Origin of the sequence: Streptomyces sp. NPDC048504, assembly GCF_043200035.1 — a bacterium.
Classification (GTDB): Bacteria; Actinomycetota; Actinomycetes; order Streptomycetales; family Streptomycetaceae; genus Streptomyces.
The window spans coordinates 50,465-65,994 of the sequence record NZ_JBICXA010000014.1; the positions used below are offsets into that span (position 1 = coordinate 50,465).

Consider the following 15,530-nt stretch of genomic DNA (forward strand, 5'->3'; position numbering starts at 1 on the left):
GGTCAGGACAGCCAGGCCTTCCAGGTGGAGGGGTGGCTGTCCACCCACTTCTTCGCGGCGTCGGCCGGGGACAGTTTCTGGTCGGCGATCATCAGGGAGACCTCGTTCTGGTCCTCGGTCGTCCACGTGAACTTCTTCAGGAAGGCCGCCGCCTTGCCGCCGCGCTTGGCGAAGTCCGTGTTGAGGTACTTCTGCAGCGGGGTGTGGGGGTAGGCGCAGGCGACCTTGGCGGCGTCGGCGTCGCAACCCTCCTTGTAGGCGGGGAGTTCGACCTCCGTCATGGGGACCTTCTTGAAGAGCCACTGGGGGGCGTACCAGTAGGTGAGGAAGGGCTTCTTCTCCTTGGCGAACTGCTTCATCTGGGTGATCTGCGCGGCCTCCGAACCGGCGAACACCACCTGGTAGTTGAGCTTCAGGTTCGTCACCAGGGCCTTGTCGTTGGTGACGTAGGAGGGCGAGCCGTCCATCAACTGGCCCTTGCTGCCGCTCTCGGCGGTGCGGAACAGCGAGGAGTACTTGTTGAGGTTCTTCCAGTTCGTGATGTCCGGGTGCTGCTTGACCAGGTAGGTCGGGACGTACCAGCCGATGTGCCCGGTCACCCCGAGGCCGCCCGCCCGCGTGATCGTCTTCTTGTCGTCGACGTAGCGCTTCTCCTGGTCGGGGTGGCCCCAGTCCTCCAGGATCGCGTCGACCCGGCCCTGACTGAGCGCGTCCCACGCGGGGACCTCGTCGACCTGGACGGTGTCGACGCGGTAGCCGAGCTTGTGCTCCAACAGGTACTGCGCGACGGCCACGTTGGCCTGTGCGCCCACCCAGGACTGGACGGAGAGGGTCACGGTCTTGGCGCCCTGCGCGTTGGCGAAGGGCGAGGCCTGCTTGGTCATGTCGGCGGCGCCACAGCCCGAGAGCAGGGCGAGGGACGTCACCGCGGCCACTGCATAAGCCGTACGAACTCGCATGTCACGCTCCCTTCTTGGTGCGGCGTTGCGTCGGCTGGGTCACCCGGTCGAGCATCAGGCCGAGGCAGACGATCGCGGCGCCCGCAACGAGTCCGGTCGCCAGGTCGCCCTGGGCGAGGCCGAACACGGCGTCGTAGCCGAGGGCGCCGCCGCCGACCAGGCCGCCGATGATGACGACGGCGAGGACGAGGACCACGCCCTGGTTGACGGCGAGCATCAACGCCGGGCGGGCGAGCGGGAGTTGGATCTGCCGCAGCTGCTGGGCGCTGGTCGCGCCGAGCGAGCGGGCCGACTCCAGGGCGGCCGGGTCGACCTGGCGCAGGCCCTGCGTGGTGATGCGGACGACCGCGGGGAGGGCGTAGACGACGGCCGCCGCGACGGCGGGGGCGCGGCCGACGCCGAAGAGGGCGACGACCGGGATCAGGTACACGAACTGCGGCATCGTCTGGCAGACGTCGAGGACGGGGCGCAGGGCCCGTTCGAAGCGGTCGCTGCGGGCGGCGGCGATGCCGGTCGCGAAGCCGAGGACGAGGGTGACGGCCACGGCGGCCAGCACCTGAGACAGCGTGTCCAGCGACGGCTTCCACACCCCGAGCACGCCGATCGCGGCCATGGCGAGGACGGCGGTGAGCGCGGTGCGCCAGGTGCCGATCACCCAGGCGAGGGCGGCGACGATCAGCAGCACCGACCACCAGGGCAGCCACTGCAGTCCGTCGCGTACGGGGTCCAGGACCCAGGTGGTGAAGTGGCCGGCCCAGTCGGCGGTGCCGCCGAGGTAGGGGACGCCGGAGTAGAGGTGGGCGGTCATCCAGTCGACGACCCGGTTCACCGGTTCGGCGATGTCCAGGGTCCAGCCGGATGGCCAGTCCAGGGCGCCGGCGAGACGGGCGGCGACCGCCACGGCGACGGTGGCGCCGAGTGCGTACAGCCACGGGCGGAGGCCCGACCCCGGCTCCCCCGCGGACTCGTCGGTCTGCTCGGACTGTTCGCCCGCGGCCGCGGTGACGCGGTCCAGTACGACGGCCAGGAGCACGATCGGGATGCCGGCGGCCAGGGCGGCGCCGACGTCCACGGAGGCGAGGGCCTGGTAGACGCGGTCGCCGAGGCCTCCGGCGCCGATGACGGAGGCGATGACGGCCATGGAGAGGGCCATCATGATCGTCTGGTTGAGGCCGAGGAGGAGTTGCCTGCGGGCCAGCGGGAGCCGTGCGGTCAACAGGCGTTGGCGTCCGGTGGCGCCCAGGGACTCGACGGCTTCGAGGACCTCCGGGTCGGCGTTGCGCAGGCCGAGCGCGGTGAGGCGGGCCATGGGCGGGGCGGCGTAGACGACGGTGGCGAGGACGGCGGCGGGCACGCCGATGCCGAAGACCAGGACCACGGGGAGGAGGTAGGCGAAGGCCGGGAGCACCTGCATGGTGTCCAGGACCGGGCGCAGCGCGCGGTCGGTCCGCTCGGAGAGGCCGCCGGCCAGGCCGAGCAGCGCGCCCACGACGACCGAGGTGAGTACCGCGACCACCATCAGGGCGAGGGTCTGCATGGTCGGCACCCACATGCCGAGCAGACCGCAGGCGAGGAAGGCGACGCCCGTCCCGATCGCGAGCCGTACGCCCGCCACCCGCCAGGCGACGAGGGCGCCGAACGCGGTGACGCCCGCCCAGCCCGCGGCGAGCAGGACCAGGTAGACGGCGCGTACGGAGAGGACGACGGCGTTGCTGATGTAGCCGAAGAAGTAGAGGAACAGCGGGGAGCTGTCGCGGTTGTCGATGATCCAGTCGTTGGCCCGGCCGAGCGGACCGGACAGGTCGACGGTGAGTGCGTGCGGCCAACTCCCGCTGGCCCAGTGCGCGTTGGCGAGCGGTACGAGGACCGCGGCGGCGAGCGCGAGCAGCAGGAGCTTGTGCGCGGCCCGGTGCCGGAGGATTCCGGGGAGGGCGAGGCGGGGGGCGGGTGCGGTGACCGTTGCCATCAGACCGCCTCCTTGCCGATATCGGCGAGCTCCGCCCCCGCCACGACGTCCAGCAGCCGTGCGTGGTCGACCACGCCCAGACAGCGGCCGTCCTCGACGACGCAGGCGGGCTTTCCGCTGCGGGACACGACCTTGATCGCCTCGGCGACGACCGCGTCGGCCGCGAGCGCACCGGGGTGTTCCCGGCCTCCGCAGTCTCCTGGGCGCATCGCCGTACGGACGGTCATGACGTCCGCGTGCGGGACGTCGCGTACGAACTCGCGGACGTAGTCGTCGGCGGGTGAGCCGACGATCTCCTCGGGGGTGCCGAGCTGGACGATGCGGCCGTCGCGCATCAGGGCGATGCGGTCGCCGAGCTTCAGCGCCTCGTTCAGGTCGTGGGTGATGAAGACCATCGTGCGGCCCTCCTCGCGGTGCAGCCGGACGACCTCCTCCTGCATGTCGCGCCGGATCAGCGGGTCGAGCGCGCTGAACGGCTCGTCGAACAGGAGGACCTGGGGGTCGACCGCCAACGCCCGGGCGAGGCCGACGCGTTGGCGCTGGCCGCCGGAGAGCTGGCCGGGGCGGCGCTGCTCCATGCCTTCCAGGCCGACCTTGGTGACGACCTCGGCGGCCCGGCGGCGGCGCTCTGCCTTGCCGACGCCCTGGATCTCCAGGCCGTAGGCGACGTTGTCGAGGACCGTGCGGTGCGGGAGGAGGCCGAAGTGCTGGAAGACCATCGCGGCGCGGTGGCGGCGGAGTTCGCGCAGCCGGGACTTGTCCATGGCGCGGACGTCCTCGCCGTCGATGGCGATGGTGCCCGCGGTGGGTTCGATGAGGCGGGTGAGACAGCGGACCAGGGTGGACTTGCCGGAGCCGGACAGGCCCATCACCACGAAGACCTCGCCCTTGCGGACGTCGAAGGAGACGTCGCGGACGGCGGCGGTGCAGCCGGTGCGGGTACGCAGCTCGGCGGCGTCCAGGGCGGTGAGTTCGGGGTCGGCGGGGACCTGGTCGGCCTTCGGGCCGAAGACCTTCCAGAGGCCGTCCACCGAGAACACGGGGTCACCGGAGGTACCCGTGCTCATGCTCGTGTTCGTGGAACTTCCGGGCGTACCAAGGCCGTTGGGCGTACTGAGGGTACTCATCACGCACCACCTCCGATCAGGTCGACAGCCCTCTCGCCGACCATGAGCACCCCGATCATCGGGTTCACGGCGGGCATGGTCGGGAAGACGGAGGCATCGGCGATCCGGATGCCGTCCAGGCCGCGGACCCTCAACCCGGGGTCGACCACGGCCAGTTCGTCGGTGTCGGCGCCCATGCGGCAGGTGCCGGCCGGGTGGTAGACGGTGTGGGCGACCTTGCGGGCGTACTCGCTGAGTTCCGCGTCGCCGAGGATCTCCGGGCCGGGGCACACCTCCCGCTTCAGCCAGCCGGCGAGTGGTTCGGTCTTCGCGATCTCGCGGGCGATGCGGATGCCGTCGACGAGGGTGCGGCCGTCGTAGTCGTCCTCGTCGGTGAAGTACCGGAAGTCCAGGGCGGGTTTGACGGCCGGGTCGGCGCTCTCCAGGTACAGGCGGCCGCGGCTCTTCGGCTTGGGGATGTTCGGGGTCATGGAGACGCCGAACTCGGGGCGTTCGTAGCCGAGGCGCTCGGGGTTGTCCGTGAAGGGAACCTGGTAGAAGTGGAACATCAGGTCCGGGCCCTGGTGCTGGGGGTCGCGGCGCACGAACAGGCCCGCGTCGGAGTCCATCGCGGAGTTCTCCGGGATCGGCCCGTTGGTCTCCCAGACGATCACCGACTCGGGGTGGTCGAGGAGGTTCTCGCCGACGCCCGGGAGGTCGACGGCGACGGGGATGCCGAGCGCTTCGAGGTCCTTGCGGGGGCCGATGCCCGAGTGCAGGAGCAGCCGCGGGGAGTCGACGGCGCCGGCGCACAGGACGACCTCGCGGCGGGCGCGGACGAGGAGTTCCTCGCCGTCCTTGGTGCGGACGTGGACGCCTTCCGCACGGGTGCCGTTCAGCTCCAGCCGGTATGCCCAAGTCTCAAGGAAGATACGGAGATTGGGGCGCTCGTCCATCACCGGGTGGAGATACGCGACGGACGCGCTGGACCGCTTGTTGTTCTCGGGGTGGTAGGCGAGGTCGAAGAAGCCGACGCCGTCGGTGAAGGGTGCCTTGTTGAAGCCCTCGACGCGCGGGACGCCGAGCGCCTCCTGGGCAGCGTCGACGAAGTCGCGGGCGATGGCGTTCCGGTCCTTCTCGTCGACGGGGACGATGTTGTTGAGGAGGCGGGCGTAGTACGCCTCCATCGAGATCGCGCCCCAGCCCTTGGCGCCGGCCGCCTCCCACTCGTCCCAGTCGGACGGCAGCGGCTTGAAGGCGATGAGGGTGTTGTGCGAGGAGCAGCCGCCGAGGACGCGGGCGCGGCTGTGCCGGATGTGGGAGTTGCCGCGCGGCTGTTCGGTGGTCGGGTAGTCGTAGTCCAGCTCGCCGCCGAGGAGGCCCATCCAGCGGCGCAGGGTCAGTACGTCCTCGCGGCCGACGTCGCTGGGGCCGCCTTCGATGACGGCGACGGTGACGTCGGGGTTCTCGGTGAGGCGGGAGGCGATGACGGATCCTGCGGTGCCGCCGCCGATGACGACGTAGTCATAGTCGTACTCGTTGTCGGGCATGGGGGTACTCACTCCAGTGGGGGCTGGGGGTCGAAGGGGACGAGCGGGGTCGATCCGCGAAGCGGGCCGGAGGACGGGGGCACCTGCGAACCGGCGCGGCCGACCGGGGAGGCCGGCCTGCGAACCGGCTCGGCCGGCCGCGGGGCTCAGCCCGCGAACCAGCGCACCGGCTTCGGCGCCAGGTTCTGGTAGACGTGCTTGGCCTCGCGGTATTCGGCGAGTCCGGCGGGGCCGAGTTCCCGGCCCACACCGCTCTTTCCGAAGCCGCCCCACTCCGCCTGCGGGAGGTAGGGGTGGAAGTCGTTGATCCAGACGGTGCCGTGCCGCAGCCGTCCGGCGACGCGGCGCGCGCGGCCCGCGTCGGCGGTCCAGACGGCGCCCGCGAGGCCGTACTCGGTGTCGTTGGCGAGCGCGACCGCCTCGTCCTCGGTGCGGAAGGTCTCGACGGTGAGGACCGGTCCGAAGACCTCTTCGCGTACGACGGTCATCTCGCGGTGGCACTGGTCGAGGACGGTCGGCTCGTAGAAGTAGCCGGTGGCGGGCCGGGTCGCGGCCGGCTCGGGGCGCTTGCCGCCGGAGCGCAGCACCGCGCCCTCGGCGAGGGCGGCGGCGACGTACGACTCGGTCTTGGCGCGCTGCTGTTCGGAGACGAGGGGGCCGCACTCGACGCCGTCCTCGGTGCCGCGGCCGAGGCGGATCTTCTCGGCGCGGCGGGCGAGTTCGGCGACGAAGCGCTCGCGGACGGTCTCCTCGACGATGAGGCGGGAGCCCGCGGAGCAGACCTGGCCGCTGTGGATGAAGGCCGCGTTGAGGGCCTGGTCGACGGCAGCGTCGAAGCCTTCCTCGGTGGCGCAGGCGTCGGCGAAGACGACGTTGGGGTTCTTGCCGCCGAGTTCGAGGGCGACTTTCTTGACGGTCACGGCGGCGGCCTGTGCCACCTTGGTGCCGCTGATGAGGCCGCCGGTGAAGGAGACGAGGTCGACGTCGGGGTGCTCGGCGAGCCGGGCGCCGACCGAGTGACCGGGCCCGGTGACGATGTTGGCGACACCGCTCGGCAGGCCGGCCTCGACGAGCAGGTCGATCAGGGCGATCGTCGTCAGCGGGGTGATCTCGCTGGGCTTGACGACGAAGGTGTTGCCGGCCGCGAGGGCGGGCGCGATCTTCCAACTCGCCTGGAGCAGCGGGTAGTTCCAGGGGGTGATCAGCGCGCAGACGCCGACGGGCTCGTGCACGACGACGCTGTGCACCTCGGGCGTGCCCGCGTCGACGACCCGGCCTGGGGCCTCGGCGGCGACGAGGTCGGCGAAGTAGCGGAAGGCGTCGGCGACACAGTCGATGTCGACCCGGCCTTCTTCCACGGTCTTGCCCGCGTCCCGGCTCTCCAGCAGGCCGAGCTCCTCGCGGTCGCGCACGAGGAGGTCGGCGACGCGGCGCAGCAGGGCGGCGCGCTCGGTGACGGGCGTGCGCGGCCAGGCCCCCTGACCGCCGTCGAAGGCGGCACGGGCGGCGGCGACGGCTATGTCCGTGTCCTTCTCGTCACCCTCCGCGACCACGGCGAACGGCAGCGCGTCCGCGGGGTCGATGATTTCGCGCGTGGCGCCGGAGACCGCTTCGAGCCAGTCCCCGCCCGCGTGAATGGTCTTCCCCGCCTGCTGTTCCGTGTTGTCGGCCATGATCGGTATTGCCTTCCGTTCCTGTTCAGCGCCCCAGCGTCACCTAACTGTCACTCTCGGGGACTGCGAGCGCCTGCCCGGGACGTCCGTATGCATGCGCAATCCATGGCCGAAAGTGGGCCGAGTCACTGAACAGGGGGCCAAAAGCCGCATCACGACCATGGACTCCTCCGATTCCTTTGACTAGAGTCAAAGAACTATGGAGCCAGTCACGGAACCGACACCCGCACCGGCACAGACACGGGTGCCGGCACCGGCACCGGTGAGCGCGGAGGACGTCGCCGCCTTCCGGCACTTCAACCGCTACTTCACCCGCCGCATCGGCGCCCTCGACGACCACTACCTCGGCCAGGACCGCCCCCTCGGCGAGGCCCGGCTGCTCTTCGAGATCGGCGACGGCGTCTCCCTGCGCGAACTGCGCGGCCGACTCGCCCTGGACGCGGGCTACCTGAGCCGCATGGCGAAGTCGCTGGAGGCGCAGGGGCTGGTGCGGCTGACCGTGCCGCCGCACGACACCCGGCTGCGTCTGATCGAGCTGACCGACGCCGGCCGCGTCGAGGTCAAGGAGCAGCACCGCCGCGCCAACGCGCTCGCCGCCGGTCTCCTCGCCACCCTCACCGCACCCCAACGCACCGAACTGACCGACGCGTTGGCGACCACCCGACGCCTCCTCCGCCTCGCCGGCATCACGATCACCCTCGTCGACGGCGCCGCCGAGGACGCCCGCGCCTGCCTTGACGCCTACGCCGCCGACATCGACGCCCGTTTCCCCGAGGGCTTCGACAAGACGGATCTCGTACGGCCGGAGGAGGTCACCGGGGACGCGGGCGCGTTCTTCGTCGCGTACGAGGAGGGGCGGCCCGTCGCCTGCGGGGCGCTGCGGACCCTGGAGCCGGGGGTCGGCGAGATCCGGCACGTCTGGGTGCACCCAGACGCCCGCCGCCTCGGCCTCGCCCGCCGCATCCTCGCGGAGCTCGAACTGGCCGCCGTGGAGCACGACTTCACCGTCGTGCGGCTGGACACGCATGCGGCGCTGACGGAGGCGCAGGCGATGTACCGGGCGTGCGGGTACGCGGAGATTCCGGCCTATGTGGACCATGTCTACGCCGATCACTGGTTCGAGAAGCGGCTGGACGGGGCTCGTTGACATTCCTGCGCCAGCAACGTCCTCACGCGGTCGCGTAGCCAGGCGCAGGACGGGGAGTTGGAGCGGCACGTCGGAGGTGACCAGGCCCAGGGAGTGGGCGATGGACACGCTCCAGAGGCTGATCATGCCGACCAGGTCCGTGTCGCGCCCCACGAAGAGCGAGGCGGGGAAGGTGCCGACCGTGCCCACCACCTGGCGTTTCAGGCCCAGTTCGGCGAGGTCGGTGTCGACGGGGCCATGCCCGCGCTGACGGTCGGCGTGGTCACCTCGCTCCCGCCGCACCAGACGGGGCTCGGTTCCGGTCTCGGCACCTCGGCGCGCGAGCTCGGCGCGCCCTCGGCGTCGCGGTCACCGGCACGATCCTGGCCGCCCACCCCGACCTCGCCCACGGTATGGGCCCGGCGCTGCGCACGGTCGCCCTGCTCGTCCTCGCGGCCACCGGGGTCGTGATCGTCGGACACCGCGAACGTACGACCACTACACGCACTATCGCGTCCCCGACGAGAAACGCGTACTATCGCGTCCAGCCCGCCACTCCTGATCGCCAACTCCCCACGTGTGCACCCCAGTTGAGGAGCCCCTGTGCCGTCCGCCCTCCTGACTCCCGTCCTCGACCTGGTCACCCTCCGAGCCACCGTCACCACCGCCGAACCCATCACCGCCCGCATGCGCCGCCTCCGCATCGAGAGCGACGCACTCGCCGGACTCGACGTCCACCCCGGCCAACAGGTCCGCGTCCTGGTCACCGGCCTGACCCTGCGTACGTACTCCATCTGGCGCTACGACCCTTCCGGCGCCGTCGAGTTGTGCGTGCTGGACCACACCGAGGGGGGACCCGGGGGCCGTTGGGGAAAGAGCGTCGGCATCGGCGAGCAGGTGCGCCTGCGGAAGCCCGAGGGCACCTTCACCCTCCGCCCCGACGCCTCCCACCACCTCTTCGTCGGCGAGGAGACGGCCTCGGTCGCCTTCGGCGCGATGCTGGCCGCACTGCCCGAGGGGGCGCGGATCTCCGGTTGCGTCGAGACGGAGTCGGAGGCGGACCGGCTGCCGTTGGCCCACTCCGAGCGCCTCAACTGGCTGACCAGGGGCGGGACTTCACTCCCGGACGCCGTACAACACCTCGCCCCCGAGCCCGGCGGCATCGCGTACGTCGCCGGGGAGGCCCGTACCGTGCAGCAGGTCCGGCAGGTGCTCGTAAGGGAGTTGGGCTGGGACCGGCGCTCGGTCCTCACGAAGCCGTTCTGGGCGCCGGGTAAGCGGGGGATGGAGTAGGAACCCGCCCCCGCCCACCGGCAGTTCACGCCCGCCTACCGGCAGTTCGCGCCCGCCGGGCAGAAGGAATCCACCGCCGCGGTGAGCGGTCCCCTGACCAGCGCGGGATCGAGAGACTCGGGGCCACTGGACCGGACCGCGTAGAACGAGCCGCCCGCCGCCTCGAAACGGTGGTCGATCACCCGGCGGGCACCCGTGCCCTGGTCGTCGTAGCGGTAGGTGAGTTCGGCCCAACTCGCGCCGGTGGCACGGCCGATGACCTGGTAACCGGGCTGCCGGGCGAAGCCGTAGCCGGGGTCGTTCTCGGCGAGGTCCAGGGACTCGGCAGGGGAGTTCTCCGAGACGCGGAAGATCTGCAGGCGGCGGGTGCCGTCCGGGGAGTCGTAGGTGACCACCGGGGCCTTCGCGCCCTGCCGTTGGCTACGGGTCCAGCCCTTGGGGACGTCGACCGTGTAGCCGCTGGGGTCCTGGGCGGTGCGGTACGACGATCCGGGCCCGGTCGCCCTCGAACTCCCGCTCGCGTCCACGTGGTTGTGCGTGCCGCGCCCATGCGTGACGTACCAGACCCCGCCCCCGGCACCCGCGCCCAGCACGACCGCGAGCGCCACCGCGAGGACCAGCTTCCAGGCGCGACGGCCGGAAGCGGGCGCAGGCGCGGGAGTTGGAACCGGGACGGGAGCCGGTGGTGACACCCACGCCGGCGGGGTCAGCGAGGTCTGTGTCTCCGCCGTGGACCACACCGCCCAGGCCGCCTGTCCCCGCTCCTCGCTCGGACCGCGCTCGGCACCGAAGCCCCCGTAGCCGGAGCCATCCCAACCAGCCATCACGAACCCCCCGAATCACCCACCACGTACTGCTTCAGACCGTAGCGACGAAAAAGGGAACGGGCCCCGCTCCGGCAGTAACCGGAACAGGGCCCGCGCAAGCCCGTGACAGAGCCGTCGAGGACGGCCCGCAGGTGGCTCGGATCAAGCGACTCAGATGAGGCCGAGGGAGCGGACCGCCTCGCGCTCCTCCTCCAGCTCCTTCACCGACGCGTCGATGCGGGCGCGGGAGAACTCGTTGATGTCCAGGCCCTGGACGATCTCGTAGACGCCGTCCTTCGTGGTGACCGGGAAGGAGGAGATGAGGCCCTCGGGGACGCCGTAGGAACCGTCCGACGGGATGCCCATGGAGGTCCAGTCGCCGTCCGCAGTGCCGTTGACCCAGGTGTGGACGTGGTCGATGGCGGCGTTGGCGGCGGAGGCCGCGGAGGACGCGCCACGCGCCTCGATGATCGCGGCGCCGCGCTTGGCGACGGTCGGGATGAAGTCCTCGGCCAGCCACTTCTCGTCGTTCACCGTCTCGGCGGCGTTCTTGCCGGCGACCGTGGCGTGGAAGATGTCGGGGTACTGGGTGGCGGAGTGGTTGCCCCAGATGGTCAGGCGCTTGATGTCGGCGACCGTGGTGCCCGTCTTCTTCGCGAGCTGGGTCAGCGCGCGGTTGTGGTCCAGGCGGGTCATCGCGGTGAAGCGGTCGGCCGGTACGTCCGGGGCGGCGGCCTGCGCGATGAGCGCGTTCGTGTTGGCCGGGTTGCCGACGACGAGGACCTTGATGTCGTCCGCGGCGTTGTCGTTGATGGCCTTGCCCTGCGGCTTGAAGATGCCGCCGTTGGCGGAGAGCAGGTCGCCGCGCTCCATGCCCTTGGTGCGGGGGCGGGCGCCCACGAGGAGGGCGACGTTCGCGCCGGCGAAGGCGACGTTCGGGTCGTCCGTGATGTCGATGCCCTGGAGGAGCGGGAAGGCGCAGTCGTCGAGCTCCATCGCCGTGCCCTCGGCGGCCTTGAGCGCCGGGGTGATCTCCAGGAGACGCAGCTTGACCGGCACGTCCGCGCCGAGCAGCTGGCCGGAGGCGATGCGGAAGAGCAGGGCGTAACCGATCTGGCCGGCCGCGCCGGTGACGGTGACGTTCACGGGAGTGCGGGTCATGGCGTTCTCCGTTATGACAGCTGGCGGTGGGGCGGCACTGCCCCGGGGTGCGGGACGTACAAATGATCGATCTCTTGGCGTCGAGAGATCCACCGGTCAGGCTATCGCGCATCCGCGATCCCGGACTCCCGGGTCCGTGTGGCCCACCCCACAGAGCCGGGAGCCGGACGCGGAAAAGGCGGCCGTCCGGCTCGGGAGAGGAACACCGGACGACCGCCGTGGGGGCACCGGGTGTCCGGACTCCCGTGGGGGTACTGTCCGCCTGCCCCGATCCGGAGCGCGCATTCCGCACGTTCACAGAATCCCCACAGATCCTCGCAACCTGGGCTCCTCCAGGTGGTGCACCTAGGTGGTGCACCCCTTCTGCCCCGACGCCAGCGTCACGCAGGCCTTCGCCTCGCCGGCGTCCTTCACGGCCACCATCGGGGTGTAGGCGATGGCGTCATCGTTCGCCGTGATGCTGTCGGTCTCCTTGACGGTCCCCGCGCTGACCTGCACGGAGTCCCCCGCCACCCCCGTGGTGATACGGCCCCAGGCGGCACTGCACGTCTTGCTGTAGCGGACCTCGACGACGGTCGTACCGACGGTCGCGGTCTTTGCGGTGGTCACCGCGCCCGCCTCCGTCGTGCAGCCCATCGCCTCGGCGTCCTTGCCGGTGCAGCCGGCGCCCACGCACTTCACTCCGGCCGGCAGATCGGGGTTCGTACTGGCGGACGCCGACGCCGAGGTGTGCGTGGCCCCGGCCTTCTTCTCCCCGCCGCCGTTGTTCGTGAACAGGAACACGGCCGCGATCACGACCAGCACCCCGAGGACCCCGGCGCCGAACATGAGTGCCCGGCGCTTGGCACCGCCCACACCGGCGCGCGGCGCGGGCCGGGACGGCTGCGAGGGTTCGCCGTACGGAACCGGCGCCTCGGGTACCTCGGGCTCGGGCTTCACGCCCGCCGCCCCGGCACCGGAGCCGCCACCGATACCGCCACCGGACTGCTTCGGTCCCGAATACCCGGCGATCCCCCAGGAGTTGGCGACGTTCGACGGACCTTCCTTCACGTCCTTCGCAGCGCTTTCCCGTACGTCGCCGTCGGGCGCCGCCGGCCGCGGCGGTACCGTCGGGGACACTCCCGCCGGGCCCGCGATCCCCGGGGTCGCGGTGGCACTGCCGCCACCCTTGCGGGCCGTCTTGCCGCCCTGCGCCTTGGCGCTCGGCGCGTTCGCCGGGGGCGCTCCGAACTCGCCCAGCGCGGCGCGCGCCTGGGAGACCCGGATCGCCTCCATGGTCATGTCGTGCCGCATCTCCGAGCGGCTCCAGGAACGCTCGGCGAGCTCCCACATCGTGGTCAGATGAACGGGATTGGTGCCGGTGACCTCGGCCAGGGCGATGATCGCGCCCTTCGGTGCGAGAAGCCGGCCGTTGAGATAGCGGTCCCAGGACGTCTTGCTGTAGCCCGTGCGGTCGGCCACCGCCGCGATGCTCAGGCCGCTGCGGTCGACGAGCCTGCGCAACTGGCTCGCGAACTCCCTGACCTGCGGATCGAGTTCATCCGGCAAGGCCCTCCAACGAGGCATTGCTTTCCCCCCTCTGCCCTGAATTGCCCACGCTAACGCGGTTGTTGGTCGGCTTCGTTGCATATCCGCAAACTTGTCAATACATCGACACAAGGACCACGACTCCCACGACAGCAGTGATGAGCAGGAGAAGCAACAGCACCAACGCGTACCGGAGCAGCCGTCCGCCGGGCTGCCCCCGCCCGTTCCCCGGCTTCTCCGGCGGGGTGTCCCACCACGGCAGGGTCGGATCCTCCCGGTACTCGTCCGCGGGGAATCCGTCCCCTCCCCCGGTCTTCTCCTGAACCGTCTCCTGCCGGGGCCAGGCCTGGACCGCCAGCTCCCAGCGCACGCCGATGCGTTCGGGGTCGGCGCCGGCCACCCGGCACAGCGCGAGGACGGCCTGCCGGGGCGGGGGCTGGGTGGCGTTGAGATAGCGGTGCCAGGAGGACTTGCTGTACGCGGTGCGTGCGCCGAGCGCCACCAGGCTCAGCCCGGTGCGGTCCTTGAGGAGGCGCAGCTGCTCCACGAAGTGCCGTACCTCCGCCGGGAGTTCGTCCGGCAGCGGCTGCCAGCCGCCCATCGCACCCCCCGGTGTCCTCGGTGTCCCCTTGCGCCCGCTCCGAGCGAAATGACGACACCGGAAGGGGAACGGTTCCCTCGTCGCCGGGCGGTACGGAGCGCGTAGCGAAACGGTCACCTCCCTGCCACAGCGCACTGACAGGTATTGAGCGGGACCCCACCGGGCGTCACGGTGAACGCAGACGGCGGCGCGTCCTTGCTCGGGGGAGAGGACGGGCCGCCGTCGTGTGTGGCGAACTGCCGGGCGCCACGCGCCCGTTACCGGCTGCTGGCCGCTAGTTGCTGTTGACCGTGTAGTGGAGCGTGTCCTTCAGATACGGGATCGTCAGCCACGGCTTCGGCTGCGCCATCAGCGCCAGCAGGACGATCGCGAGGCCGAGCACGCCGTAGGTGACGATGTCGGTGAAGCGGGAGCGTACGGCGAGCATGCCGACGTCCGGCATGACCCAGCGCAGGACGGCGCCGGCCAGCAGCGCGGCACCGATCAGCAGGATGCCGTAGCGGAAGACGTCGAAGGCGGTCAGCAGGAGGCCGAGGCCGACCGTGCCGAGGATGGCGAGGATCGGCCACTGGCGGGCCGGGGCCGGGGCGTCGCGCGGGGCGGCCCGGCCGCCGCCCTCGGGGCGGGCGGTGTCCCGGGTGAAGAGGGGGAAGCGGCGGGTGGCGCGGCGCGGGTGCCCGTCGGCGTCGGGCGCGCTGACCGGGTCCGTGACCTCGATGTCGTCGTCCGCAGGAGCTACGGCGGCTACGGCGTCCGCGCTCGTACCGGGGTCCGTCACCTCGGTGTCATCCACGGCATCCACACCCTTACCTGGACCGGGGTCCTTGTTCGCAGGGTTCGCAGGGCTTTCAGGGCTCTCAGGCGACACTGCGCTCGGCCGCCTCGACCACGTTGACGAGCAGCTGGGCGCGGGTCATCGGGCCGACTCCGCCGGGGTTCGGGGAGACGAAGCCGGCGACCTCGGCGACGCCCGGGTGGACGTCGCCCACGATCTTGCCGTCGGCGTTGCGGGAGACGCCGACGTCGAGGACGGCGGCGCCCGGCTTCACGTCCTCGGGGCGGATCAGGTGGGCGGAACCGGCGGCGGCGACGATGATGTCGGCGCGCTTGAGGTGCGAGGAGAGGTCGCGGGTGCCGGTGTGGCACTGGGTCACGGTGGCGTTCTCGCTGCGCCGGGTGAGGAGGAGCGGCATGGGACGGCCGATGGTGACACCGCGGCCGACGACCACGACCTCGGCGCCCTTGATCTCCACGCCGTAGCGGCGCAGCAGGGTGAGGACGCCGTTCGGGGTGCAGGGCAGGGGGGCGGGCTCGTTGAGGACGAGCCGGCCGAGGTTCATCGGGTGGAGGCCGTCGGCGTCCTTGTCCGGGTCCATGAGTTCGAGGATGCGGTTCTCGTCGATGCCCTTGGGGAGCGGCAGTTGGACGATGTACCCGGTGCAGGCAGGGTCCTCGTTCAGCTCGCGCACGACCGCCTCGATCTCCTCCTGCGAGGCGGTGGCGGGCAGCTCGCGCTGGATGGACGCGATGCCCACCTGGGCGCAGTCCCGGTGCTTGCCGGCGACGTACTTCTGGCTGCCGGGGTCGTCCCCGACCAGGATCGTGCCGAGGCCGGGCGTGACGCCCTTCTCCTTCAGCGCCGCCACGCGGGCGGTCAGATCGGACTTGATCGCGGCTGCGGTGGCCTTGCCATCGAGAATCTGGGCGGTCATGGACCCATCCTCGCGGATGACGCCCTCCTGGTTCCAATCCGGGTACACCC

14 protein-coding genes are annotated in these 15,530 nt (G+C 71.2%); 2 read left to right on the top strand and 12 right to left on the bottom strand.

Annotated features, from left to right (window positions below):
* Positions 1 to 2: 2 nt before the first annotated feature.
* From ACGFY9_RS31025 to ACGFY9_RS31045, 5 genes are all read right to left on the bottom strand, one after another.
* Positions 3 to 959: an ABC transporter substrate-binding protein gene (locus ACGFY9_RS31025; RefSeq protein ID WP_393759622.1), complete on the bottom strand. Its 957-nt coding sequence runs from the start codon at positions 957 to 959 to the stop codon at positions 3 to 5.
* Position 960: 1 nt separating this feature from the next.
* Positions 961 to 2,925: an ABC transporter permease gene (locus tag ACGFY9_RS31030; RefSeq protein WP_393759624.1), complete on the bottom strand. Its 1,965-nt coding sequence runs from the start codon at positions 2,923 to 2,925 to the stop codon at positions 961 to 963.
* The gene (locus ACGFY9_RS31035) at positions 2,925 to 3,992 is read right to left on the bottom strand and encodes a glycine betaine/L-proline ABC transporter ATP-binding protein (RefSeq protein ID WP_393759626.1); all 1,068 of its coding nucleotides are present in this window, start codon (positions 3,990 to 3,992) and stop codon (positions 2,925 to 2,927) included. The genes ACGFY9_RS31030 and ACGFY9_RS31035 overlap by 1 nt, the downstream gene beginning before the upstream one ends.
* Positions 3,993 to 4,051: 59 nt before the next feature.
* Positions 4,052 to 5,581, bottom strand: coding sequence for a GMC family oxidoreductase (locus ACGFY9_RS31040; protein ID WP_393759628.1), 1,530 nt, complete (start codon positions 5,579 to 5,581; stop codon positions 4,052 to 4,054).
* 146 nt (positions 5,582 to 5,727) lie between these two features.
* Entirely contained in the window at positions 5,728 to 7,254 is a 1,527-nt protein-coding gene (locus tag ACGFY9_RS31045; RefSeq protein WP_393759630.1) for an aldehyde dehydrogenase family protein, read from the bottom strand.
* Positions 7,255 to 7,453: 199 nt separating this feature from the next.
* On the opposite strand from ACGFY9_RS31045, the gene ACGFY9_RS31050 reads away from it, so the two are divergent.
* Complete coding sequence (locus tag ACGFY9_RS31050) at positions 7,454 to 8,401, top strand: GNAT family N-acetyltransferase (protein ID WP_393759632.1); 948 nt, start codon at positions 7,454 to 7,456, stop codon at positions 8,399 to 8,401.
* Between the two features lie 200 nt (positions 8,402 to 8,601).
* On the opposite strand, the gene ACGFY9_RS31055 is transcribed toward ACGFY9_RS31050, so the two are convergent.
* Positions 8,602 to 8,862 carry a hypothetical protein gene (locus ACGFY9_RS31055; RefSeq protein WP_393759634.1) on the bottom strand — a complete coding sequence of 87 codons (261 nt, stop codon included), beginning with the start codon at positions 8,860 to 8,862 and terminating at the stop codon, positions 8,602 to 8,604.
* Between the two features lie 121 nt (positions 8,863 to 8,983).
* On the opposite strand from ACGFY9_RS31055, the gene ACGFY9_RS31060 reads away from it, so the two are divergent.
* Positions 8,984 to 9,673 carry a siderophore-interacting protein gene (locus tag ACGFY9_RS31060; protein ID WP_393759636.1) on the top strand — a complete coding sequence of 230 codons (690 nt, stop codon included), beginning with the start codon at positions 8,984 to 8,986 and terminating at the stop codon, positions 9,671 to 9,673.
* A 35-nt stretch (positions 9,674 to 9,708) separates the two neighbouring features.
* Here ACGFY9_RS31060 and ACGFY9_RS31065 read toward each other — a convergent pair whose 3' ends face one another.
* The 6 genes from ACGFY9_RS31065 to ACGFY9_RS31090 all read right to left on the bottom strand — a co-directional run bounded on the left by ACGFY9_RS31065 (position 9,709) and on the right by ACGFY9_RS31090 (position 15,480).
* Positions 9,709 to 10,497 carry a hypothetical protein gene (locus tag ACGFY9_RS31065; RefSeq protein ID WP_393759638.1) on the bottom strand — a complete coding sequence of 263 codons (789 nt, stop codon included), beginning with the start codon at positions 10,495 to 10,497 and terminating at the stop codon, positions 9,709 to 9,711.
* A 153-nt stretch (positions 10,498 to 10,650) separates the two neighbouring features.
* The gene (locus ACGFY9_RS31070) at positions 10,651 to 11,640 is read right to left on the bottom strand and encodes a malate dehydrogenase (protein ID WP_352182070.1); all 990 of its coding nucleotides are present in this window, start codon (positions 11,638 to 11,640) and stop codon (positions 10,651 to 10,653) included.
* Between the two features lie 345 nt (positions 11,641 to 11,985).
* Positions 11,986 to 13,188 carry a DUF2690 domain-containing protein gene (locus tag ACGFY9_RS31075; RefSeq protein WP_393759640.1) on the bottom strand — a complete coding sequence of 401 codons (1,203 nt, stop codon included), beginning with the start codon at positions 13,186 to 13,188 and terminating at the stop codon, positions 11,986 to 11,988.
* Between the two features lie 94 nt (positions 13,189 to 13,282).
* The gene (locus ACGFY9_RS31080; RefSeq protein WP_393759642.1) at positions 13,283 to 13,768 is read right to left on the bottom strand and encodes a helix-turn-helix domain-containing protein; all 486 of its coding nucleotides are present in this window, start codon (positions 13,766 to 13,768) and stop codon (positions 13,283 to 13,285) included.
* A gap of 274 nt (positions 13,769 to 14,042) precedes the next feature.
* Complete coding sequence (locus ACGFY9_RS31085; protein WP_393760014.1) at positions 14,043 to 14,546, bottom strand: DUF3017 domain-containing protein; 504 nt, start codon at positions 14,544 to 14,546, stop codon at positions 14,043 to 14,045.
* A 79-nt stretch (positions 14,547 to 14,625) separates the two neighbouring features.
* Complete coding sequence (locus ACGFY9_RS31090) at positions 14,626 to 15,480, bottom strand: bifunctional methylenetetrahydrofolate dehydrogenase/methenyltetrahydrofolate cyclohydrolase (RefSeq protein ID WP_393759644.1); 855 nt, start codon at positions 15,478 to 15,480, stop codon at positions 14,626 to 14,628.
* Positions 15,481 to 15,530: the final 50 nt, after the last annotated feature.

What these genes read in the sequence shown, in the direction of transcription:
- ACGFY9_RS31025 (WP_393759622.1), bottom strand. Translation starts at nt 959, where the DNA reads ATGCGAGTTCGTACGGCTTATGCAGTGGCCGCGGTGACGTCCCTCGCC.
- ACGFY9_RS31030 (WP_393759624.1), bottom strand. Translation starts at nt 2,925, where the DNA reads ATGGCAACGGTCACCGCACCCGCCCCCCGCCTCGCCCTCCCCGGAATC.
- ACGFY9_RS31035 (WP_393759626.1), bottom strand. Translation starts at nt 3,992, where the DNA reads ATGAGCACGGGTACCTCCGGTGACCCCGTGTTCTCGGTGGACGGCCTC.
- ACGFY9_RS31040 (WP_393759628.1), bottom strand. Translation starts at nt 5,581, where the DNA reads ATGCCCGACAACGAGTACGACTATGACTACGTCGTCATCGGCGGCGGC.
- ACGFY9_RS31045 (WP_393759630.1), bottom strand. Translation starts at nt 7,254, where the DNA reads ATGGCCGACAACACGGAACAGCAGGCGGGGAAGACCATTCACGCGGGC.
- ACGFY9_RS31050 (WP_393759632.1), top strand. Translation starts at nt 7,454, where the DNA reads ATGGAGCCAGTCACGGAACCGACACCCGCACCGGCACAGACACGGGTG.
- ACGFY9_RS31065 (WP_393759638.1), bottom strand. Translation starts at nt 10,497, where the DNA reads ATGGCTGGTTGGGATGGCTCCGGCTACGGGGGCTTCGGTGCCGAGCGC.
- ACGFY9_RS31070 (WP_352182070.1), bottom strand. Translation starts at nt 11,640, where the DNA reads ATGACCCGCACTCCCGTGAACGTCACCGTCACCGGCGCGGCCGGCCAG.
- ACGFY9_RS31080 (WP_393759642.1), bottom strand. Translation starts at nt 13,768, where the DNA reads ATGGGCGGCTGGCAGCCGCTGCCGGACGAACTCCCGGCGGAGGTACGG.
- ACGFY9_RS31090 (WP_393759644.1), bottom strand. Translation starts at nt 15,480, where the DNA reads ATGACCGCCCAGATTCTCGATGGCAAGGCCACCGCAGCCGCGATCAAG.